A 23,179-nucleotide genomic window follows, 5' to 3' on the forward strand; every position below is an offset into this window, starting at 1 on the left:
AGATTTTCCATGGCCACCCAGGCTACCACCGATGCCAGCTTCGACGCCGATGTCCTCCAGGCCGACAAGCCTGTGCTCGTGGACTTCTGGGCCGAGTGGTGCGGGCCGTGCCGCATGATCGCGCCGGCGCTCGAGGAACTCGCCGCCGAGCTCGGCGACAAGGTCAGCATCGTCAAGCTCGACATCGACGAGAATCCCGACGCGCCGACCAAATACGGCGTGCGCGGCATCCCGACGATGATTCTGTTCAAGAACGGCCAGCCTGCTGCGACTCAGGTCGGCGCGATGCCCAAGAACGGCATCAAGCAATGGATCGAGCGCGAACTCTGATCGCCGCGGGCGACGCGGCGTCGCCCTGAGATTTTGCCGACATAAGGCGCGGTCGTTCCTCGATGGAACGGCCGCGCTTTTCGTTGGGGCGCCCTAAATCCTCCCCGCTGCGGGGGAGGATTGAAAAACGCTGCCGAAACCAATTGACAAAATGCTTTATTTAATCGAGTTTCGCGAGGCTGACAGGGCCGGCCGCGTGACCAGACCCTGCTGCCTATAAAGATTGGGTCGCAAAAGCGGCCCGCGGGAGAAGGGGTCGACGATGAAACTGGGTGTCCGCACGCCGAATCAGAGTCCGTCGATCGGCCGCGTATCTGGCTCCCTTCTCCTGCTGGCCGCCACCGCGCTCTCGCTGGATCCGGTTCAGGCGCAGCGGGCGCAACCCGAGCCCGTCGATGAAGCCAATCCGCTGGTCGGCACCGCACCACTCGATAAGCCGGAACTGATCGGCAATGCGCCGCCGGCCGGCGAGCCGCTTTATTCGGGGCTGACTTCGCCCGGCGCGCGGCTGCCGCACAGCGCAGTCGAGTCGGCGCCGGTCAATTCCAATGTCGAGCTGAGCTATCCTTGGGGCGTCGCGACGCCTTATTATTATACCAGCCCGACGATGATCGGCTTCACCGGCGGCGGTGGCCCGACTTACGGCGCACGTGCGACGCCGACGCTGATGCCGGTGGTCGGCGACTGGACGGTGCCGCCGGTCTACACCCAATCTTGGTACGACAAAGCGCGCGAGACCGCGGCGCCGGGCTATTATTCGGTGTTCCTCGACACGTTCAAAACCAGAGTCGAACTGACCGCGACGCAGGCGACCGCGCTGATGCGTTTCACCTTTCCGGCGACCGAGCGCGCGCACGTGATCCTCAATCTGCAGGGGCGCGGCGGCACCGTCGAGATCGTCGGCGATCGCATGGTGCGCGGCGTCGTTGCGTCACACAACGACAATGAGACGCGCGACGGGCGCTATTTCGTCGCGGAGTTTTCGAAGCCGTTCAAAAGCTATGGCAGCTTCCGCAAGGCGCCGGGCAATGCGCGCGGCTATGGCATCGGCGACAAGGATGTGCAGCCCGACGCGCGCAGCATCGAGGGCGGGTTCGCAGGGTCCTATCTCGATTTCACGACGGCGCAGGGCGAAGCGGTGCTGGTCAAGATCGCGCACGGCGCCAGCTACGAGGCGGCCGGCCAGCGGCTGCGCGCCGAGAGCCCGGGCTGGGACTTTGACGGCGTGCGGGGCAAGGCGCGGGCCGAATGGGCGAAGCTGCTCAACCGGGTGCAGGTGACCGGCGGCACGCCGAAGCAGCGGATGTTGTTCTATTCGACGCTGCTCCAGTCCTTCGCCAGCCCGCGGCTGGTTGCGCGCAAGGGCGAGCAGTTCACCACCGCGAAGGGCGCGGTGCAGACCGCGCGCTACGACCGCTACGGGCCGGTGCCGTTCTGGGATACCGGGCGCAACCAGATCGTATTGCTCGAGCTGATGGAGCCCGAAGTGGTGCGCGACATCATGGAGTCGGAGCTCGACATGGCGCGCGAGCGCGGGTTCATGAACACCTCGTTCCATGCCGACAATGCGGTGTTCCTCTATCTCGGCGCGATGCGGCGCGGCATCGCGTTCGATTATGCCGCGGCATACGAATATCTGCGGAAAAACGCAGTGGATCCCAAGGGGCCGCGCGACTTTCTCGCCGAATATGACAAGCAGGGCTGGGTCTCCGACGAGATCCCCAAGGGCAATCCCAGCCCGCCGCATGCTGGCGGCAAGGCGGGTGTGGCCAAGACGATGGAATATGCGTGGGACGATCACGCAATGGCCGAGATGGCCGAGCGGCTGGGCAAAAGCGACGATGCGCGGCTGTTTCGCAAGCGCGCGGGCAATTGGCGCAATGTGTTCGATCGCTCGATCGGCTTCGTCCGCGGGCGCACCGCCGACGGCAAGTGGATCGCGCCGTTCGATCCGGCCGAGCCCTATTACAATTTCATGATGAAGGAGGCGTCGGGCTGGTCGACGCTCTGGCTGGTGCCCCACGACGTGCAGGGGCTGATCGACGCGCTCGGCGGACGTGCGGCGTTCAACGCCAAGCTCGATGCCTTCTTCACCAGGCCCTATAACCCCAAGGGCATTTGCCGCGACTGCACCGGCATGATCGGCCAGTACGTCCATGGCAACCAGCCCGACCAGCAGGCGCCGTTTCTCTATGCGTGGAGTGGCCAGCCGTGGAAGACGCAGGAACTGACCAGGCGCATCCTGAACGATCTCTATGGCAGTGACGAAAGCGGCTATGGCTATTCGGGGATGGACGATCAGGGCGCGACTTCGTCCTGGTATGCGATGGCCGCGCTTGGTTTCTATCCGGTCGATCCGTCGAGCGACGAATATATCATCGGCAGCCCGATCTTCGATCGCTCAATGCTTCAGATGGGAAATGGCAAGGCGCTCGAGATCGTCGCGCGCAACAACTCGGCAAAGAACCTCTACATCCAGTCGGCCACGCTCAACGGGCTGGCCTGGAGCAAGCCGTGGTTCCGCCATGCCGACATCGCGGGTGGCGCGAAGCTGGTGCTGACCATGGGTCCGAAGCCGAGCACATGGGGCAGCGCCCCCGCCGACGCGCCGCCTTCGATGTCGCGGCACTGAGGGAGAGCGGCATGCGTATGATGATCCTCGCTTCCGCGCTGGCGCTGCTCCCCGCCACCGCTCTCGCCCAGCAGGCGCCGGCGGACGCGGTCTATACCGGCGCGATCACCACGCGCTGGGGCAAGGCAGTGACGCCCGAAAATGCATGGCGCAGCTATCCGCGGCCGCAGCTCCAGCGCGACAAATGGCAGAACCTCAACGGGCTGTGGGACTACGCCATCGCCAAGGCCGGCACGCCGCAGCCGCAGGCGATGGACGGCAAGATCCTCGTGCCCTTCCCGGTCGAGTCCCGCCTGTCGGGCGTCGCGCGCAAAGTGCTTCCAGAGGACCGCATCTGGTATCGCCGCCAGTTCACCGTGCCCGCCGACTGGGCCGGGCAGAACGTCAGGCTCAACTTCGGCGCTGTCGATTACGAGGCAATGGTCTGGGTCAACGGTGCCGTGGTCGGCGCGCACAAAGGCGGGTCCGACAGCTTCGGCTTCGATATCACCGCGGCGCTCAAGCCGGGTACGAATGAGATCGTCGTCCAGGTCGCAGATCCGACCAGCGCCGGCAGCCAGCCACGCGGCAAGCAGATCCTCGATCCCGACGGCATCTGGTATACCGCGGCCAGCGGCATCTGGCAGACGGTGTGGCTCGAGCCGGTCGCGAAGCTGCACATCGCCGATGTCCGCGCGACGCCGAATATCGACACCGGCAAGATCGAAGTCGACGTCGCGTTGAGCGCGTGGGCGAACGACACCGACGCCGTGCGGTTGAGCGTGCGCTCGGGCGGCCGGACGATCGCCTCGACGATCGTCCGCGCCAATCGGCATGCGAGCATCGCGGTGCCCGACGCGCATCTCTGGTCGCCCGAAGATCCGTTCCTCTACGACCTCGTCGCCGAACTGGTGAGCGTGAAGGACCCCTATGCCGGCAAGCCCGAGCGCGACCGCACCGCTTATGACGCGCGGTTCACACGGGGCGAGAGCGACACCTATGCCGCGGCGCAGATCGCGGGAGCGCCGCGCGATACGGTCAACGCCTATTTCGCGATGCGCAAGATCTCGGTGGGGCCGGGGACGGTAACCGGCCAGCCGATGCTGCTGCTCAACAACAAGCCCTATTTCCAGAACGGCACCCTCGATCAGGGCTGGTGGCCCGATGGGCTGCTCACCCCGCCTTCGGAAGAGGCGATGCGCTACGATCTCGAGTTCCTGAAAAAGGCCGGGTTCAACATGGTGCGCAAGCACATCAAGATCGAACCGGCGCGCTATTATTACGACGCCGATCACATGGGCATGCTGGTCTGGCAGGACATGCCGTCGGGCGGCGGCGAAGACCAGTTCCTAGCGGGCACCAGCCAGAGCCAGGCGGTGCTGTCGTCCGACGTGATGAGCGACCAGCAGGCCGAGCTCTCGCAGATGATCGGCGACCTGCGCGCCTTCCCCTCGATCGTGATGTGGGTGGTGAACAACGAGGGCTGGGGCCAATATGATTCCGCCACGCTGACGCGCTTGGTGAAGGGCATGGACCCGAGCCGGCTGGTCAATGCCGACAGCGGCTGGCTCGATGTCGCGGCGCGCGATTCGGACGTGTTCGACATCCATACCTATGAGGACGTGCCCAAGGTCCCGACGCGGCAGAGCGGACGCGCGATCGTCATCGGTGAATATGGCGGGGTCGGGCGTCCGGTCGAGGGCCATCTCTGGCGCGCCGGCAAGCGCAACTGGAGCTACCAGGTCGCGAAGGATTCCGCCGACTATCTCGCGCGCTACCGGCGCAAGTTCGAAGAGATCGTGCGCCAGGCGAAGGTCCATGGCCTGAGCGCGTCGGTCTATACCCAGACCACCGATGTCGAGGGCGAGATCAACGGCTTGCTGACCTATGACCGCGCGGTCGCCAAGGCGCCGGCCGAGGCATTCGCCGCAATGGCCAAACCGCTTTGGCAAGAGCTCGGCGACCCCGGCGCGGCACCGACCACACCGTAATTTCGAGGATTTCTGCGCCTCGCCGACGGCCTCGATAACGGGTCGTCGGGGGCGAAACACAAACTGACCCGATCCAATTGACAAATTGCTTTTAATATTCTGCAAAGGGATCGAGTGAGTTCATCGCGGCGCGTCAGCCGCGGCGTTCACAACCAGCCGGAGGCGAGGACGTCCCGGCAAAAGGGAGGAGAGAGGGAATGAAGTTTCAGAACAATGAGCAGGGCGGCGTCTCGCGCAAGCGGATCGCGCGCGACCTGATGGTATCGGCAAGCGTGCTCGTCGCGCTTTGCGGCACGGCCCATGCGCAGGATGCCACGGCAACGCAGGGCGCCGGCACGGCACAGGAAGACCCGGCCCAGGCGGATCCGGCCGAGGGGCAGGACATCGTCGTCACCGGCTATCGCGCTTCGATCGAAGAGAGCCTGTCGCAGAAGCGCCAGGCCAATGCGTTCGTCGACGTGATCACCGCCGAGGATGTCGGCAAATTCCCCGACAAGAACGTCGCGGACTCGTTGCAGCGCGTGCCCGGGGTCATCATCGACCGCGATGGCGGCGAAGGCAGTCGGGTCAGCATCCGCGGTCTCAGCTCCGACCTGACGCTGACCGAGCTCAACGGCAACTTCATCGCCGGTGCCGACAGCGACGATCCCTCGCGCTCGTTCAATTATCTGCTGCTGCCCTCAGCCCTGATCGGCAGCGTCGAGGTGTTCAAGTCGTCCGAAGCGCGTCTCGATGAAGGCGGCGTCGGCGGCGTGATCATCAACCACACGCGCAAGCCGTTCGACCTCAAGCCTTGGTCGGGCAGCGTCTCGGCCGAAGGTACCTATTCGGATGTCACGAGGAAGGTCGAGCCGAACGTTTCAGGGCTGGTCTCGTGGCACAATGAAGACAAGACCCTGGGCTTCCTGGTCGGCGGCACTTATCAGGTGCGCACCAATCGCTCGCTCAGCGCGAACAGCGATAGCTGGCACTGGTGGACCGACAACAAGGCCACCGACCCCGCGACCGACGTCGACGGTAACACCTTCGCCAATGATTCCGCGATCGACTATTGGAACGACGGCAACAATGCCGGGCAGACCACCCTGGGCGGCACGCGGTACAGCGGCTATTGGGCGCCGCAATCGGTCAGCGAGACGATCATGGAGCAGAAGCGCAAGCGCCTCGGCATCCAGGCGACGATGCAGGCGAAGCCGTTCGACAATCTCGAGATCACCGCGAACTATTTCCGGTTCCAGCTCAACGGCGACTATACGCGCAGCACGATCAAGGTCCCCGAATGGGGCTTTGGCAGGTTCTTCTCCGACGCGACGTTCGACAAGAGCGGCACGATCATGACCGGCGCGACCTTCACGGTTCCGCCGGAAGGCACCGGATGCCGGGTGACGTTCTGCACGATGGAGACCCCCGCGCCGCAGGACACCTATGTTCGCGAAAAGAGCGTCTCGAACACCTATGACGTGCGCGGCAATTGGGAACTCGGCCACCTCAACGTCAATTTCGTGTTCGGCAAGACCAAATCCACCGGCGGCCCGTCGTTCCAATTCTATGCCCAGGCCAAGCCGCGCAACGGCACCGTCAACGGCAATGCGCTCAGCCAATGGAACTTCACCGATCAGTCGATCGCGATGGCGTTCTCGCCCAACGTGATCGAGAACATGCTGAACGGCGTTGCCCAGATCGATCTCGGCTCGACCGGGTCGGGCTTCACCAACAGCTCGATCTCCCAGCGCTACGCGCAGGTGGACGTGACCCGGAGTTTCGACGCGTCGTTCATCGACTCGATCCAGGTCGGCGCGAAGTGGCGCGACGGCCGCATTCATCGCGAGACCGGCAAGTTCGAATGGTATTCGGACGCCGCCAACACGCGGCGCTTCCAGGATACGCCGGGCGGCGCACTGGCGTTGCCGGAGATCTTCTACCCGAAGTCGCTCGGCAACATCGCCGGCGGATTCCAGACGACCGCGTTCCCGGCGATCAACATCCAGAACTATATCGCCTATCTGAACAAGACCTATAGCGGTCCGGTTCGCGTTCCCGAGCCGCAGAACGTGTACAACATCCAGGAGAAGATCTGGGCCGGCTATGCCCAGGCGAACTTCAAGATGGACAATGTTCGCGGCAATATCGGCGTGCGCGTGGTCAATACCAAGCAGGACGGCACGTCGACCGACCGCATCACCTACCAGAACGAATATTGCGTGAACGGGCCCGGTGGTCCGTTCGATCCGAACAAGCCCGTGGGCGCCGACGGCAACTGCACGGTGATCCCGGAAGCGCAGCGCCAGACCCGTGTGTTCAGCCCCAATTCGGAGAGCAAGAGCTACACGGACTTCCTGCCGAGCTTCAACATCTCGTGGGAGGCGATGCCGAACCTGCTGCTGCGTGCGGCAGCGTCGAAGGTCATCGCACGGCCGGGTTATGGCGATCTGGCGGCCTCGCGCGGTCTGACGTTCAACTCGGATGCCTTCGTGTTCGATCGCGCGGAATTCGGCGCGCGGCCGGGCTGGTTCGGTGATGGCGGAAACTTCGATCTGAAGCCGTTCAGCGCATGGCAGTATGACCTTGGCGCGGAATGGTATTTCAACCGCGGCTCGGTGCTGGGCTTCACGCTGTTCCGCAAGGACGTGTCGAACTTCATCGTGCCGGTGGTGATCGACCTGGAGCAGGAAGTCGCCGGCCAGACCGTGACGGTCCAGCAATATGCGACTCAGGCAAACGGCACGAGCGCGGTGTCGCAGGGTGTCGAGCTCTATGCCCAGCATACGCTGGACTTCGGCCTCGGCGCGCAGGTGAACTTCACCTATAACGACACCTCGCAGGCCGCTGTCACGCTGAACGGGACCAAGCTGGGTGAATCGGCGCTGGTCGGCAGCGCGAAGACGCAGCTCAACGCTTCCGTATTCTACGAACACGGTCCCGTCCTGCTGCGTGCTTCGTACAATCGCCGCGGCGAGGTCGTGCGTGGGCTGGCTTCGGGTCTCAACATCTATGACGATCCGTACGAGCAGATCGATCTGAACGCTGCGTTCGACGTGTTCGAGAACTTCCAGATCACCGGCTCGATCATCAACCTGACCAAGTCCGAACAGCGCCAGCATCTGGGCAACGACACGAAGGACCGCTTCATCTCGAACGTCTATTCGGGTCGCCGCGCCTATCTCGGCCTTTCGTTCAAGTTCTGACGCGCCAGCCCAGCTGACGCACGCACGTTACAGCCCCCCAAGGCTCCTATGGAGGTGACCCGCTCGCGGGTCACCTCCACCTTTCTGCAAAAAGGGGATTCCGTGCGACAAGCCGGCCACACCGGCGCAACATTATCGTTGGAACAGGCGGCATGAAGCGCACCATCCTGACCGGCCTCGCCACGGCGGCGGCCCTGCTCCTCACCGGCTCCGCGCCCGCGCCCAACCCGATCGTGCCGGGCTGGTATGCCGACCCCGAGATCCATGTCTTCGGCGGGCGCTACTGGATCTATCCGACCTATTCGGATCATGGCGCGGTGCCGGACGTCTCGCCCGGCTTCACGCCGGCGCAGACCGAATTGCGCAAGCAGAAGATGGTCCGACCGTCCTACGGCATCCAGACCTTCTTCAATGCTTTCTCCTCGCCCGATCTGGTCCACTGGACCAAGCACAGCCACGTGTTCGACGTGAAGAATGCCGCCTGGGCGGCGTTCGCGATCTGGGCGCCTTCGGTGATCGCGGCGAACGGCAAATATTACATGTTCTTCAGCGCCAACGACATCCAGAAGGACGGCGAGACCGGCGGCATCGGGCTGGCGGTGAGCGACAAGCCCGGCGGCCCGTTCAAGGACGCGATCGGCAAGCCGCTGATCGGCAAGTTCCACAATGGCGCCCAGCCGATCGACCCCTTCGCGTTCCGCGACAAGGATGGGCAGGTCTATCTCTATTATGGCGGCTGGCAGCACTGCAACGTCGTCAAACTGAGCAAGGACTTGAAGTCGATCGTGCCGCATGCCGACGGCTCCTTGTTCAAGGAAATCACCCCGCCGGGCTATGTCGAGGGATCGTTCCTGATCCAGCGCAAGGGCGTCTATTATCTGATGTGGTCCGAGGGCGGCTGGACCGGCCCCGATTACAGCGTTGCCTACGCAATGGGCCCGAGCCCGGTCGGGCCGTTCAAGCCGATGGGCAAGATCCTGCAACAGGATTTCAGGATCGCGCGCGGGGCGGGACACCATTCGGTGGTGCAGCTTCCGGGCACCGACGATTGGGTGATCGCCTATCACCGCCGCCCGCTCGGCGAGGAGCGCGGCGAACATCGCGAACTCGCGCTCGATCGCATGGAGTTCAATGCCGACGGTACGATAAAGCCGGTGGTGATGACCAACGAAGGCGTCGCGCCCCGGCCGATCGGGCGGGCGAGATGAAAAAAAGCTTGTTCAGGGGAGACCTGCGTTGAAGACCTTTGCTCGATCAATTCGCGGTGCCGTCGCGCTGCTCGCGACCACCGGGCTGTGCCTGCCCGCGCCGATCCTCGCGCAGGCGGCGCAGCAGGAGGCTCTGGTCGATCTGGCGAACCCGTTGATGGGCACCGATTCGAACTACGAACTCTCCTACGGCAACACCTATCCCGCGGTCGCGGTGCCGTGGGGGATGAACTTCTGGAGTCCGGTCACCGGCGAAATGGGCAATGGCTGGGGCTATACCTATGACGCCAACCGGATCAGCGGGATCAAGCAGACTCACCAGCCCAGTCCGTGGATGAACGATTACGCCGCGTTCGAGCTGATGGCGATGACCGGCCCGCTGCGGATCAAGCAGAAGGAGCGCGCCTCGTGGTTCAGCCACAAGGCGGAGGAGAGCAAGCCCTACAAGTACAAGGTCTATCTCGCCGATCACGACGTCACCGCCGAAGTGGTGCCGACCAGCCGCGCCGCGCAGTTCCGCTTCACCTTCCCGGCGAGCGACGACGCGCACATCATCCTCGACGCGTATAACGAAGGCTCGATGGTGACGGTCGACAAGGCGCGGCGGCGGATCACCGGCTATGTCCGCAACAACAGCGGCGGCGTGCCGGCCAATTTCCACAATTACTTCGTGCTCGAGTTCGACCACGACTTCACTGTCTCGCGCACCTGGGACGAGAATTGGCAGCTCCGCGACAACGCGAAGAGCGAAGGCGCGCATGTCGGCGCGGTGGTCAGCTTCAAGACGAAGAAGGGCGAGCAGGTCGGCGTCAAGGTCGCCTCATCCTTCATCAGCCTCGATCAGGCCGAGCGTAACCTCACCCGCGAAGTCGGCCGCGACAGCTTCGACCAGACCGAGGCCAAGGCGCGCCAGACCTGGGAGAAGGAATTCTCGCGCATCCGGGTAAACGATCCCAACCTCGAGAACCGCCGGATCTTCTATTCGGCGCTATACCGGATGCTGCAATTCCCGCGCACCTTCCACGAAGTCGACGCGAAGGGGCAGACGGTCCATTACAGCCCCTATGACGGCAAGGTGCATCCCGGGCCGATGTTCACCGACAATGGCTTCTGGGACACGTGGCGTGCGGTCTTCCCGTTCTTCGCATTGATGTATCCCGAGCAGGACAGCCAGATCATGCAGGGGCTGGTCAACACCTATAAGGAGTCCGGCTGGCTGCCCGAATGGGCGAGCCCGGGGCATCGCAGCGTGATGATCGGATCGAACTCGGCGATCCTGATCGCCGACGCGTATCTCAACGGCGTGCGCGGCTTCGACGTCGAGACTTTGTACGAAGCGATGGTCAAGAACGCGACGACGTCCGAAGGCCGCCCGCGCGATGCGCGCGGCAAGGTGCTGACCGCGGTCGGGCGCGAAGGCGTCGAATATTACAACAAGCTCGGCTATGTCCCTTATGATGTCGGCATCAACGAGAGCGCGGCGCGCAGCCTCGAATATGCCACCGCCGATTTCGCGCTGTCGAAGCTCGCCGCAGCGCTCGGCAAGACCGCGGACGCGCAGAAATATGCGGCGCAGGCGCAGAATTACCGGAAGCTGTTCGACAAGCAGTCCGGCTGGATGCGCGGGCGCAACCAGGACGGCAGCTGGGCGACGCCGTTCAACCCGCTCAAATGGGGCGATGCCTTCACCGAGGGCAATTCGCTGCATTACAGCTGGTCGGTGATGCAGGACGTGCGGGGGCTCGCCGATCTGATGGGCGGAGACAAGGCGTTCGTCGACCGGCTCGATTCGATCTTCTCGACCCCGCCTCTGTTCGACGACAGCTATTACGGCCAGACGATCCACGAGATCCGCGAGATGCAGATCGTCGACATGGGCCAATATGCCCATGGCAACCAGCCGATCCAGCACATGACCTATCTCTATGATTGGGCCGGCGCGCCGTGGAAGACGCAGTTCCATGTCCGCAACGTGATGGCGAAACTCTATTCGTCGGCACCCGACGGCTATCCGGGAGACGAGGATAATGGCCAGACCTCGGCCTGGTACGTCTTCTCGGCTTTGGGCTTCTATCCGGTGACGCCGGCGGTCGGCGAATATGCGATCGGCAGTCCGCTGTTCCAGAATGTCGAGCTCAGCATGCCGGGCGGCAAGAAGCTGACGATCGAGGCGGCGAACAACGGCGCCAAGAACGTCTACATCCAGTCGGTGACGTTCAACGGCAAGCGCCACGACAAGACCTGGCTGACGCGCGAGGCGCTGCAGGGCGGCGGCAATCTGCGCTTCGTGATGGGGCCGACGCCGAACAAGCAATGGGGCGCCGACAAGGCAAGCGCGCCCTTTTCGATGAGTGCATCTGGAGAGCGTAAATGAACCGTCGTGACGTGATCGCAGGCGCCGGAGCGCTCGCCGCCGCGGCTTCGCTGCCGGCGCGTGCGCTGGCTGCCGACAGCTTCGTGTCGAAGCGCCCGCCGGCGAGCGCGCGGCGCTTCGTCAGCAAGGCGGTCGAGGCCGAGATCAAGGCGGTCAAGGCGCGGATCGCCGACCCCGAGATCGCGTGGCTGTTCGAGAATTGCTATCCGAACACGCTCGACACTACAGTCGCCCAGTTCGGCACGTTCGACGGCAAGCCCGACGCAGTGGTGATCACCGGCGACATCAACGCGCTCTGGCTGCGCGACAGCTCGGCGCAGCTCCAGACCTATGTCCATCTGGCGCCGAAGGATGCCGAGCTGCGCCGGCTGTTCCACGGGCTGATCCAGCGCCAGGCGCGCTGCATCCTGCTCGATTCCTATGCCAACGCGTTCATGGCGGACCTGTCGGCGAAGACCGATCTCGAATGGTCGCAGACTGACAAGACCGACATGAAGCCGGGCGTCGCCGAGCGGAAATGGGAAGTGGATTCGCTCTGCTATCCGATGCGCCTCGCGCACGGCTACTGGACCGCGACGCGCGATAAAGCTCCGTTCGACGAGCTCTGGTCGCAAGCGGCGAAGCGCGCCGTCGCCACCTTCCGCGAGCAGCAGCGCAAGGACGGGCCTGGGCCCTATCACTTCCAGCGGGTCGACAAATCGCCCACCGAGACGGTGATGCTCGGCGGCTATGGCGCACCGACTGCCAAGGTCGGGCTGATCCACTCGATGTTCCGCCCCTCGGACGATTCGACGGTGCTGCCGTTCCTGATCCCGTCGAACCTGTTCGCGGTGTCGGCACTGCGCCAGCTCGCGCAGGTCCACCAGGAGGCCCGCGGCGATGCCGCGGCCGCGCAGGACTGCCTCGCGCTCGCCGCCGAAGTGCAGGCGGCGCTGAACGCCTATGGCAAGATGCCGGACGGGCAGGGGGGCGAGGTCTGGGCGTTCGAAGTCGACGGTTATGGCAATGCGATCTTCATGGACGACGCCAATGTGCCGAGCCTGAGCGGGCTGGCGCTGCTCGGCGCCGCGGATCGCAACGACCCATTGTTCCGCCGCACCGCGGCGCTCGCGTGGAGCAAGCGCAACCCCTGGTTCTTCGAAGGCAAAGCGGGGAAGGGGATCGGCGGGCCGCATGTCGGGATGGACATGATCTGGCCGATGTCGATCATCGTCCACGCGCGCAACAGCAACGACGACGCGACGATCCTCCAATGCCTGCGCTGGCTCAAGGCGACGCACGCCGACACCGGCTTCATGCACGAGAGCTTCCACAAGGACGATCCGACCAACTTCACCCGGAAGTGGTTCGCCTGGACCAATGGCCTGTTCGGCGAGCTGATCCTCGACGTGGCCAAGCGCAAGCCTTCGCTCCTCGCCAGCCGGATTTGATGACGATGATCACTGCAAATCGCCGCCAGTTGCTCGCCGGCACCGGGCTCGCCGCCCTGGGCACCGCGGCGCCGGGGCTCGCGCGCCCGCAGGCAATCGCCCCCAAGCCCGATCTGTTCATCGGCACCGGCGGGCACGGTCACACCTTTCCGGGGCCATCGCTGCCCTTCGGCATGGTCCAGCTCGGTCCCGACACCGACAATAGCCGGTGGGACGCGTGTTCGGGCTATCACCGCACCGACGGCTCGATCATGGGCTTCTCGCACACTCACCTCTCCGGCACCGGCATCGGCGACATGCTGGACGTTTTGGTGGTGCCGACGCGGGGGCCGCTAGAGCTCGATCCGGGCAAGCTCGACAACCCCGACACCGGCTATCGCCAGCGCTTCTCCGAGGAGCATGCCGAGCCCGGTTATTACCGCGTCAAACTCGAATCCGGGGTGCTGGCGGAACTGACGGTGACCGAGCGCACCGGTCTCCACCGCTATCATTTCCCCAAGGGCGCCGGGCACATCCTGATCGACTTCGCCCATATGATTCTCGACGTGTGGGACAAGGGCACGATCGTCGATCAGGCATCGCTGGCGATCGACGCGGACGGGGTGCTCACCGGCACCCGCCGGGTGCATCGCTGGGCCAAGGGCCGGCAGATCCATTTCGCGCTGCAGCTCTCGCGCAGGCCGAGCCGTGTCCAGTTCTTCGGCGACGGCAACAAGCCCGCGCCAGCCGGCGCCAAGGGCATTACCGGCAACAAGCTCAAGGTCGCGTTGTTCTTCGACGAGGCCGGCGGCGAGCCGATCCTGATCAAGACCGGCATCTCGGCGATCGACGTCGCAGGGGCGAAAGCTGCGCTCGCAGGCGAAGCGAAGGGCTGGGACTTCGACCGCACCGCCACCGCCGCGCGACGCGCCTGGGGGGAGCAACTCGGCTGCGTCCGCGTCGAGGGCGGGACCGGGGCGCAGCGCACGATCATGGCGAGCGCGCTCTATCATTGCTTCCTCGCGCCGACGCTCTTCACCGATCGCGACGGCCGCTATGTCGGGATGGACGGCCAGGTGCATCAGGCGCCTGTCGACACGCCGGCGTTCAGCACCTATTCGCTGTGGGACACCTATCGCGCGCTGCATCCGCTGCTGACCTTGGTCCAGCCTGAGCGCGCGGCGATGTTCACCCGCGATCTGATCCGCCAGACCCAGCAGAGCCCTTATGGCCCGCCGGTCTGGCAGCTCCAGGGGATCGAGACCGGCTGCATGATCGGCTGGCATTCGGTGTCGGTGCTCGCCGAGGCGCGCTTGAAGGGGATCGAGGCCGATTATGCCGCGGCGTGGCCCAATATCCGCCGCCGCGCCTTCGATCGCGACTATAAGGACAGCGACGGCTCGCTCGGTCGGGGATATTATTACGATCTCGGCTATATCCCCGCCGACAAGATCTGGGAGTCTGTCAGCCGCACCCAGGAATATGCCTATGACGATTGGGCGATGGCGGTGCTCGCCGAGGCCGCGGGCGCGAAGGACGACGCCGAGAAGCTGCGTCAGCGCAGCCGGAACTATCGCAACGTCCTCGACCCGGCGACTCGCTTCGCGAAACCGAAATTCTCGGACGGCAGCTGGTGGGCGAATTACGATCCGATCCAGATCGGCCACGACGTCAAGAAGCACCGTGATTACACCGAGGCCAATGGCTGGCAGGCTACCTTCCTCAACCAACATGACGTTTACGGCCTGATCGACCATTTCGGCGGCGATGCGGCATTCGAGAAGCAGCTCGACGCGCTGTTCAACGCGCCGTCGACTTTGCCCGAGAATGCGCCGCCCGACATTTCGGGGCTGGTCGGCCAATATGCGCATGGCAACGAGCCCAACCACCACGTCGCCTATCTCTATGCCTTTGCCGGCGCGCCGTGGAAGACGCAGGCGATGATCCGCCGGCTGTGCACCGAAATGTACAAGGACGACCCCGACGGCGAGATCGGCAACGACGATTGCGGGCAGATGAGCGCGTGGTTCGTGCTCAGCGCAATGGGCTTCTATCCGGTCGATCCGGTGAGCGGCGTATATGTGTTCGGCTCGCCCTTGTTCGATACGGCCGAGATGCGGATGGGGCGGGGGAAGACCCTCCGCGTGATCGCGCGGGGCAACGGGGACGGTGCGCCCTATGTCCAGTCGATGCGGTGGAACGGCAAGCCGTGGACCCGCAACTGGATCAGCCACGCCGAACTGGCAAAGGGTGGCGAACTGGTGTTCGAGATGGCGCGCGAGCCTTCGCGCTTCGGCACGGCCAAAGCCGACCGGCCGCCGTCGTTCGGGCGGGTGCCGGCGTGACACGGCAGGAAGACCTGGGCGGAGCTTTTTACGGGGCGACCGCCTGGCAGCGACGACCGTCGCCGACGACAACCACCCTAATCCCGATCGTCAAACCCGGCCATCGATCTCAGATTGGCGAGGGAGATGTCCGCCTTGCCCGGCAGGCCATTGGGCATGTGGGTGAAATAGTTGAAGTCGAGTTCAATCTTGTCCTGTAGATCAGTTGCGTAGTTCGCGGGATATAGCGATTGCTCCGCCCGAGGCAGATCGTTGAAATGATCGAGGACTGAACTGAAGAAGTTCGTGAGTTTTCCGCTTTTTTGATATTCGTCCATAGCGGCGGCCACGGCTTTTATCCGCCATGCTTGTTCTTCTTCGTTCGCCTGACGGTGAGCGGCATATTTCTCGTTCGTGGTGAACGTTCCGCTTTCGTCATTCGCGATCGCCGAGAGTTGATCGCGCGAACGTCCAGCAAATGGGTTCGGCAGGCGCACGTCGGCAACATATGCGTTTGCCGCCGCGGCGGACGCCAGTGCATCGGTATCGCCGGGTTCCGGCACCTCGGCCGACTTCGCTGCAATATTCTGCGGGGTGCGCTCGTAGCTTATCTTTTCGATATTCTTCCGGACCTTTTCGCCGAGATCGTCGCGGTCCAGTTTGGCGCCCGCCGCGTCGGAGTGCGCAGAAGCCCGGCTCAATCTACCGGCAAGCGAGGACACATTTACGGCAACGCCCCCCGTTTCTGTCGTGACAGGCGATGCGACAGCAGCAGATGCCGCGGCCGGCCCCGGTGAAGCGGCCTTCGCTATCCGGTTCGTCCAGGAATGTGCGGAAGAGGAGATTTGCATGGCACCCGCTGCGTAAAGGTTACTGACGAACCCTGCGTCGCAGGTCGGTCGACCGGCCGTAAAATGCCAATCCTAGTCATCTCGTTAAAATCGAGCATCGGCTCCCGGCGCTCAGCCTGAAGCCTTCCACAAGGCCGCCTGCTTGGGCAGCAGGAAGTGACTGAACGGCAGGATTGCCGCGCCGACCGCGGGCGCGTCTTCGGACAATGCCGCGCGAATGACCGGCGCCACGGTCGGGAGCATGCCCGCACGCTCCTGCATCAGTTCGTTGGCACGCTCGGCCAGCCGTTCTACGATCGCGGTGGGAAGCCGGCCGCCGACCAGCACCGCGGCGGGGTTGATCAGGCAGTTGATCGCGTCGAGCGGCACGGTGAGCCGCTGCGCCGCGTCCTCGATCCATGCGGCGACGCAGGCCTTGGTCGCCGTGTCCGGGTCGGCGTCGCCCATCACGTCGGCAAGGCTGCAGCCGTTCTGCTCGAGATGCCGCGCCAATCCCGACAGCGAGACCATCTGCTGGACCTGCTCGCCGGGCGCCGCGCCGTCCGCGGCACGCATGAAGCCCAGCTCGCCGCTGCGCCCGTCGGCGCCGCGCAGATACGAACCGTCGACGACCAGCCCGCCGCCGAGCCCCGACGAGATCAGGATGTAGAAGAAGCTGTTGTTGGTATGGCCGAGCCCCAATTGCATCTCGCCCATAGCGGCGGCGGCGGCGTCGTTCTCGACGAAGGTGGGCAGGTTGAGCGGCTCGCGGAACAGCTCGGCGATGTTGACACTGTCCCAGGTCGCATAATCGGCGGGCCGCCCGGGCAGGTCGACCAGCCCGAGATCGTCGGGAATCGCGATGCCGAGTCCGACGACCTTGGCGATATCCACCTTGGCCTTGCGCAGCATGTTCTTGATCGAGCGCCGATACAGCCCGCGGACATGATCGGGCAAAGCGAAGTCGACTTCCTCGGAGACTCGCATCAGCGTCTCGCCCGAAAAGTCGACGAGCACGATCGTGATGTGATCGCGGTCGATATTCACTCCGATCGAGTAACAGGCGTCGGCGCGCACGACGAGCTTGGTCGGCGGCTGGCCACGGCCGCCGCGGCGCTGGCCGGCCTCGTCGATCAGGCCGTCCTGGAGCAGACGCTTGGTGATATTGGCGATCGCCGGACCGGTCAGTCCGGTGATCCCGGCGAGTTCGACGCGAGTCAGTGGTCCGAGCACGCGGATCGCGTGGAGCGTCACGCGCTGATTGTGATCGGCGGCACGCTCGAGATTTGTGCCGGACAGGCGGGGGCGGGTGCGGGTTGTCGTGGCCGTCATGCGGTAGCGCTATCAATCATCTTCAAGCGTGTCATTCCCGGCCCTCGACTGTTCGTCCCATCGTCTCCAGCGAAACCCCGCGCGTTTCGGGGTAATAGCGCCAGACCACCCCAGCCTGCACCAGCATCGCGCCGGCGAACAGCCAGAACGGCAGAGCCTGGGTATATTGTGCCACTATTGGAAAGCCAAAAGCGATCAGCGCATTCATGCCCCAATGCGTCGCGCTGCCGAGCGATTGGCCGCGCGCGCGGACTGCGGTCGGGAAGATCTCGGAGAGATAGACCCAGATGACGGCACCCTGCGAGACCGCGAAGAACAGGATGAAGCCGATCAGCGAGGGGAGCAGCCAAGCCCGTCCCGCACCGGTCGAATAGATCAGGGCGACGGCGGCAAGCGCCACGGCAGTGCCCAAAGCGCCGATCAGCAGCAACGGCTTGCGCCCGACCCGGTCGATGATCGCCATGCCCAGCATTGTCGCGGCGAGATTGGCCACGCCGATCGCCACGGCCTGCAGATCGGCCGAGACCGTATCGAAGCCGGCGGCGGCGAAGATGTCGCCGAGATAATAGAGGATCGCGTTGATCCCCGAGAGCTGGTTGAACATGGCGAGCCCGATTGCCAGCAGGATCGGGCGGCGGTGCTTGCTCCAGCGCAGCCTCGCGTCTCCCGGCGCGGTGGCGCCCTTGGCGAATTGCGCGAACAGCGTGTCCGGGTCGCCCATGCGCAGCGTTTCGATCGCCGCCTTCGCCTCGGCGGTCCGTCCGCGATGAAAGAGCCAGCGCGGGCTCTGCGGGACCCGCAACATCAGGAGCAGGAAGAGGATCGCCGGGGCCGCCGCGACGCCGAGCTTCAGTCGCCAGGCCAGCTCGCCGTCGCTGGCCTGGCCGATCAGGAAATTGCTGACATAGGCGCCGAGGATGCCGAGCACGATGCTGAGCTGGAAGAAGCCGACCAGCATGCCACGCCGCTCGGGCGGGCTCACTTCGGCGATGTACACCGGCGCCAGCACCGACGAGCCGCCGATCGCGAGACCACCGAGAAAGCGGAAGGCAACGAGCATCGCGAGACCGCTGCTCAGCGCCGAGCCGAGCGCCGAGACGATATAGGCGACGGCGATCCAGAGGAGGATATTGCGGCTGCCATAGCGGTCCCCAGGTCGGCCCGCGCCGAGCGCGCCGACCAGGGTGCCGACCAGCGCGGCCGACACCGCCGCGCCCAGCTGCGCCGCCGAAAGGTCGAACGTGCCGCGCAGCGCCTCGGTCACGCCGGCGATCACCGCGGTATCGAATCCGAACAAAAGCCCGGCGAGGCTCGCCGCGATGATCGCCGAGGGGTTCAGCTTGCGGTTGGTTGCGCTCATCGCAATCCTCTCCTCGGCCATTGAATTATGAAATTTGGATTATTAATGCGGGCGCCGGGCCGTACAAGCCCAAGGATTCTCAGGCGGACAATAGCCGCGAATGGAGGGGGAATGTCGAACGGTTTGCCGTCGTCCGTCGGAGTAAGCGTATCGGACGGCGCTGCGGCGGGCGAGCGACCCTATGCGGGCGTCGAGCTGGGCGGCACCAAATGCGTGTGCACGCTCGCCTTCGGGCCTGATCGCGTGATCGATCAGCGCACGGTTCCGACCACCAGCCCGGCGGACACGCTCCCGGCGCTGCTGGCGGTGCTGCACGAATGGCATCGGGACGGCGGCTTCGCCGCGCTCGGCATTGCTTCGTTCGGTCCGATCGAGCTCGATCCGAAGTCGCCGCTTTACGGTCAGATCCTCGCGACCAACAAGCCGCGTTGGCCGGGCACCGACGTCCGCGGCGTGCTGTCGGCGCCGTTCGGAGTGCCGGTCGGCTTCGACACCGACGTCAATGGCGCGGCGCTGGCCGAGATCGCCTGGGGCTGCGGCCAGGGGATGGAAGACTTCGCCTACGTCACGATCGGCACCGGCGTCGGCGTCGGGCTGGTCGTTCACGGCCGGCCGACCCGGGGATTCGCGCATGGTGAGTGGGGGCATATGCGGGTGCCGCGTCTCGCTTCGGACACGCATCCCAGCGTCTGCGGTTTTCACGACGATTGCGTCGAGGGGCTGGCCTCGGGTTCGGCGCTGGTGTCGCGGCTGTCCGGGCGCACGGTCCGCGAACTCGCCGAGGACGACCCGGTATGGGACCCGATCGTCGGCTATATCGCCGCGATGGCGCATGCGCTGGTCTGCGGCGCGGCGCCCCGCCGCATCGCGATCGGCGGTGGCGTGCTCACTGCCCAGCCGCATCTCCTCGGCCGGATCGAGCGTAGGCTGCTCGAGAGTCTCAACGGCTATATGCAGATGCCCGAGGGCGGGCAGTATGTGACGAAGCCCGCGCTCGACGACATGGCGGGGCCGCTGGGATCGATCGCGCTCGCCGCTGCCGCGGTCGACGCGGCGTGATCCACGGCGCGGCTGGCCAAGCCGGCAAAGCCGTGCAAATTAGACAAACAAACATAAGAAATGCGGGCGCACCGCGGCGCCCGCGGCATCAGGAAGGATAAGGCCTTGGCGCGATCGAGCTCCCGGAGCACCACGCTGGCATTCGCTGCGGTGACGACATTGTTCTTCGCCTGGGGGTTCATCACCTCGCTGATCGATCCGCTGGTCGCGTCGGTGAAGGGGATCTTCACGCTGACCAATTTGCAGGCGCAGGCCGCGGCGTTCGCCTTCTTCATCGCTTACGGCCTCGTCTCGTTTCCGGCCGCCGCCTTGCTCTCGCGTGCCAAATCGATCCCGACGATACTGATCGCATTGGGGCTGATGATCGCCGGGTGTCTGGTGATGCTCGCCGCCGCCAATCTCGCGGTGTTCACGCTCGTGCTGCTCGGGCTGTTCATCCTCGCCAGCGGGATCACCATCCTGCAGGTCGCGGCCAATCCGCTCGCGGCGGCGCTGGGAAATCCGAAATACAGCCACCTTCGCCTGACGCTGAGCCAGACCTTCAATTCGTTCGGTACCTTTCTCGGCCCGCTGCTCGGCGCACATCTGTTCCTCGCCGGTATCGAGGTCAAGGACGGCACGGCAGTCACCGACGCGGCACGCAGCGATGCGCTGGCCGGCATCGATTCGGCCTATCTGTGGATCTGCGGGCTGATCGCCGCGCTGGCGTTGTTCTTCTGGCTCAGCCGCCGCGTCGTCACCGAGGCCGCGCCCCCGGTGGCTTCGACCGCGGGTCTGTTCTCGGCGCTCAATTCGCGCTGGGCGCTGTTCGGCGGGCTGGCGATCTTCCTCTATGTCGGCGCCGAAGTCGCGATCGGCACCCAGATGGCGCTGCTGCTCAACGACAATAGCGTCTGGGGGCATTCGGATGCGGCGTTCGGTGTTCCGGTGCTCGGCTATCTGATGGGCAGCGATGGCGTGCCCGGCGTGTCGCTGCAGGAAGCCGGCAAGGCGGTTGCGCTCTATTGGCTCGGCGCGATGGTCGGTCGCGCGATCGGCTCGGCGTTGCTCGCAATGGTCCGCGCGCATTTGCTGCTCGCGTTGTTCACTGCGATCGCATCGGCGATGTGCTTCTACGTCTTCGCCGTCGGCGGGGTGACCGCGGGCTTCGTGGCGCTGTCGATCGGGCTGTTCAATTCGATCATGTTCCCGGTGATCTTCACGCTCACGCTCGAGCGTTCGACGGGGACGGTGGAGTCGACCTCGGGACTGCTCTGTACCGCGATCGTCGGCGGCGCCTTGCTGCCGCTGCTGGTCGGCGCGGTGTCCGATGGGAACGGCTATGCTTTTGCGCTGATCGTGCCGGCGGCCTGCTACCTCGCTTTGTGCGTGTTCGCATTCCTCGCCGGACGCGCACCGATCCTGCGGCGGGAGGCGACGACTTCGGTCCACTGACCGTCTGCACCGGATCTGCACGAGATGCGCATCACAGGCTGACGCGGATCACCGCACGATCGGCACACCGACCGGCGAGGAAGCACCCTGAACATTGGGGAGCTTCCTGTGCAGCTACGGATATCATCGAGCTTCGTCGTCAAGGCCGTCGCCGCGGCCGCATTGGTCGGGCTGGCGGACCGGCTGTTCTGGGTCGGGCGCGGGGTCGGCACGACGCTCGGCTTTTTCGCGCTGGCGTGGATCGTCGCGACGCTGGCGCTCTCGCCGAGGGTGTGGCGCGACCGCCGTAGCTGGATCGCCGCCGCCGGCGCGTTGCTGCTGGCGGTGCCGTTGCTCGATGCTCCCGGGTTGCTGGCATGGCTGCTGTTCTGGACCAGCCTGACCATGGCGGTGCTGCTGCCGCGCGCGCCGGGCTTCGATCATGCCGGCCGCTGGGTGCTGCGGCTGATCCTCCACGGCATCGCCAGTGTCGTCGGTCCGTGGCAGGACATGTTCCGGCTGCGCAGGCCGCTCGGGCGCAATTTGCCGAGGCAACGGATCCTGCCGCTGCTGCCGCTGCCGCTGCTGGGCGGCGCGGTGTTCCTCGCCTTGTTCGCCAGCGCCAATCCGGTGATCGGCGATGCACTCTACCGCATTGGCATGCCACGCGTCGACGATGCCACGCTCGGCCGGGTCCTGTTCTGGATCGTGATCGCCACGACGGTCTGGGCGACGTTGCGCCCGCGCCGGATCGGCCTTCCCGCGATTGCGCCCCGGACCGGCGCACCGCTGACGCTGCCGGGCGTCTCGACCGGGTCGGTGCTGCTCGCCTTGTGGACCTTCAACGCGTTGTTCGCGCTGCAGAACGGGCTCGACATCGCCTTTCTGTGGAGCGGTGCGCCGCTGCCGGAGGGCGTGACCTTGGCCGATTATGCGCATCGCGGCGCCTATCCGCTGATCGCCACCGCTTTGCTCGCCGGCCTGTTCGTGCTCGTCGCGCTGCGGCCCGGCTCGGCCACCGCGGCGGTGCCGGCGATCCGGCAGCTGGTGGTGCTGTGGATCGCGCAGAACATATTCCTCGTCGCCTCCAGCATCCTGCGCACGATCGACTACATCGAGGTTTACTCGCTGACCGGGCTGCGGATCGCGGCGTTGATCTGGATGGTGCTGGTCGCGCTGGGGCTGGTGCTGATCGTCTGGCGCATGCTTCGCGGACGGAGCGCGGGATGGCTGATCAACGCTAATGTCGCCGCCGCACTGCTGGTCCTCACGGGATGCACGATGGTGGATCTCGGATCGGTCGCTGCGGCGTGGAATATCCGCCACGCGCGCGAAGTGGGCGGCAAGGGCGCCGAACTCGACCTTTGCTATCTCGGCAGCCTCGGTCCTTCGGCGCTGACCTCGCTGGTCACGCTCGAACTGCGCCCTGATCTGCGCCCCGATTTCGCCGAGCGCCTGGCATGGGTCCGCCACGACGTGCTGATCCAGACGATCGACGGCCAACTGGGCGGCGACTCGACGTGGCGCAACGGCCGACGTCTGCGCGAGATCAGGAACATGCTTGCAGGGCGCAAGCTGCAGGCAGCGCCGCTTCGAGGACCTGCCGGCCGTGATTGCGACGGTGCACTCAGGCCACCGCCGGCGCCGCCCGAGCCTGCGCCGCAGCCCGAGAACGCGCCGACCGCCTCGGTCGCCGAGCAACTCGTGCCCCGGCCGGCATTGACGAACGAGGCCGCGCAATGATCATGTGCCC

At 65.1% G+C, this 23,179-nt stretch carries 14 protein-coding genes; 11 read left to right on the forward strand and 3 right to left on the reverse strand.

The features are described 5' to 3' along the window. Nucleotides 1-9: 9 nt before the first annotated feature. The 8 genes from trxA (at nucleotide 10) to CVN68_RS01730 (ending at nucleotide 15,453) form a co-directional block, all read left to right on the forward strand. Complete coding sequence (gene trxA, locus CVN68_RS01695) at nucleotides 10-330, forward strand: thioredoxin (protein WP_100280670.1); 321 nt, start codon at nucleotides 10-12, stop codon at nucleotides 328-330. Between the two features lie 262 nt (nucleotides 331-592). After that, nucleotides 593-2,962, forward strand: coding sequence for a GH92 family glycosyl hydrolase (locus CVN68_RS01700; RefSeq protein WP_100280671.1), 2,370 nt, complete (start codon nucleotides 593-595; stop codon nucleotides 2,960-2,962). Nucleotides 2,963-2,973: 11 nt separating this feature from the next. Further along, the gene (locus CVN68_RS01705; protein WP_233503519.1) at nucleotides 2,974-4,932 is read left to right on the forward strand and encodes a glycoside hydrolase family 2 protein; all 1,959 of its coding nucleotides are present in this window, start codon (nucleotides 2,974-2,976) and stop codon (nucleotides 4,930-4,932) included. 197 nt (nucleotides 4,933-5,129) lie between these two features. Continuing rightward, entirely contained in the window at nucleotides 5,130-8,117 is a 2,988-nt protein-coding gene (locus CVN68_RS01710) for a TonB-dependent receptor (RefSeq protein ID WP_100280673.1), read from the forward strand. A gap of 152 nt (nucleotides 8,118-8,269) precedes the next feature. After that, nucleotides 8,270-9,325, forward strand: a complete 1,056-nt coding sequence (locus CVN68_RS01715) for a glycoside hydrolase family 43 protein (protein ID WP_100280674.1) — start codon at nucleotides 8,270-8,272, stop codon at nucleotides 9,323-9,325. A gap of 28 nt (nucleotides 9,326-9,353) precedes the next feature. Further along, entirely contained in the window at nucleotides 9,354-11,699 is a 2,346-nt protein-coding gene (locus tag CVN68_RS01720) for a GH92 family glycosyl hydrolase (protein ID WP_100280675.1), read from the forward strand. Next, nucleotides 11,696-13,129: a glycoside hydrolase family 125 protein gene (locus CVN68_RS01725; protein ID WP_100280676.1), complete on the forward strand. Its 1,434-nt coding sequence runs from the start codon at nucleotides 11,696-11,698 to the stop codon at nucleotides 13,127-13,129. The genes CVN68_RS01720 and CVN68_RS01725 overlap by 4 nt, the downstream gene beginning before the upstream one ends. A 5-nt stretch (nucleotides 13,130-13,134) precedes the next feature. Continuing rightward, complete coding sequence (locus CVN68_RS01730; RefSeq protein ID WP_100284151.1) at nucleotides 13,135-15,453, forward strand: GH92 family glycosyl hydrolase; 2,319 nt, start codon at nucleotides 13,135-13,137, stop codon at nucleotides 15,451-15,453. 77 nt (nucleotides 15,454-15,530) lie between these two features. Here the strand turns inward: CVN68_RS01730 and CVN68_RS01735 are convergent, their stop codons facing one another. The 3 genes from CVN68_RS01735 to CVN68_RS01745 form a co-directional block, all read right to left on the reverse strand. Next, nucleotides 15,531-16,133 (reverse strand): hypothetical protein, encoded by a 603-nt coding sequence (locus CVN68_RS01735; protein ID WP_100280677.1) that lies wholly within the window; start codon nucleotides 16,131-16,133, stop codon nucleotides 15,531-15,533. Between the two features lie 261 nt (nucleotides 16,134-16,394). Continuing rightward, on the reverse strand, nucleotides 16,395-17,594 hold the full coding sequence (locus tag CVN68_RS01740) for an ROK family transcriptional regulator (protein WP_100280678.1): 1,200 nt from the start codon (nucleotides 17,592-17,594) through the stop codon (nucleotides 16,395-16,397). A 31-nt stretch (nucleotides 17,595-17,625) separates the two neighbouring features. Beyond that, on the reverse strand, nucleotides 17,626-18,954 hold the full coding sequence (locus tag CVN68_RS01745; RefSeq protein ID WP_100284152.1) for a sugar porter family MFS transporter: 1,329 nt from the start codon (nucleotides 18,952-18,954) through the stop codon (nucleotides 17,626-17,628). 111 nt (nucleotides 18,955-19,065) lie between these two features. Between CVN68_RS01745 and CVN68_RS01750 the strand changes: the two genes are divergently transcribed. The 3 genes from CVN68_RS01750 to CVN68_RS01760 all read left to right on the forward strand — a co-directional run bounded on the left by CVN68_RS01750 (nucleotide 19,066) and on the right by CVN68_RS01760 (nucleotide 23,169). Next, complete coding sequence (locus CVN68_RS01750) at nucleotides 19,066-20,013, forward strand: ROK family protein (protein ID WP_100280679.1); 948 nt, start codon at nucleotides 19,066-19,068, stop codon at nucleotides 20,011-20,013. Between the two features lie 105 nt (nucleotides 20,014-20,118). Further along, a complete protein-coding gene (locus tag CVN68_RS01755; protein WP_100284153.1) occupies nucleotides 20,119-21,447 on the forward strand; it encodes an MFS transporter in 1,329 nt (442 codons plus the stop codon). Nucleotides 21,448-21,555: 108 nt separating this feature from the next. After that, on the forward strand, nucleotides 21,556-23,169 hold the full coding sequence (locus tag CVN68_RS01760; protein WP_100280680.1) for a DUF4153 domain-containing protein: 1,614 nt from the start codon (nucleotides 21,556-21,558) through the stop codon (nucleotides 23,167-23,169). Nucleotides 23,170-23,179: the final 10 nt, after the last annotated feature.

Source organism: Sphingomonas psychrotolerans, from assembly GCF_002796605.1.
GTDB classification, from domain to species: domain Bacteria; phylum Pseudomonadota; class Alphaproteobacteria; order Sphingomonadales; family Sphingomonadaceae; genus Sphingomonas; species Sphingomonas psychrotolerans.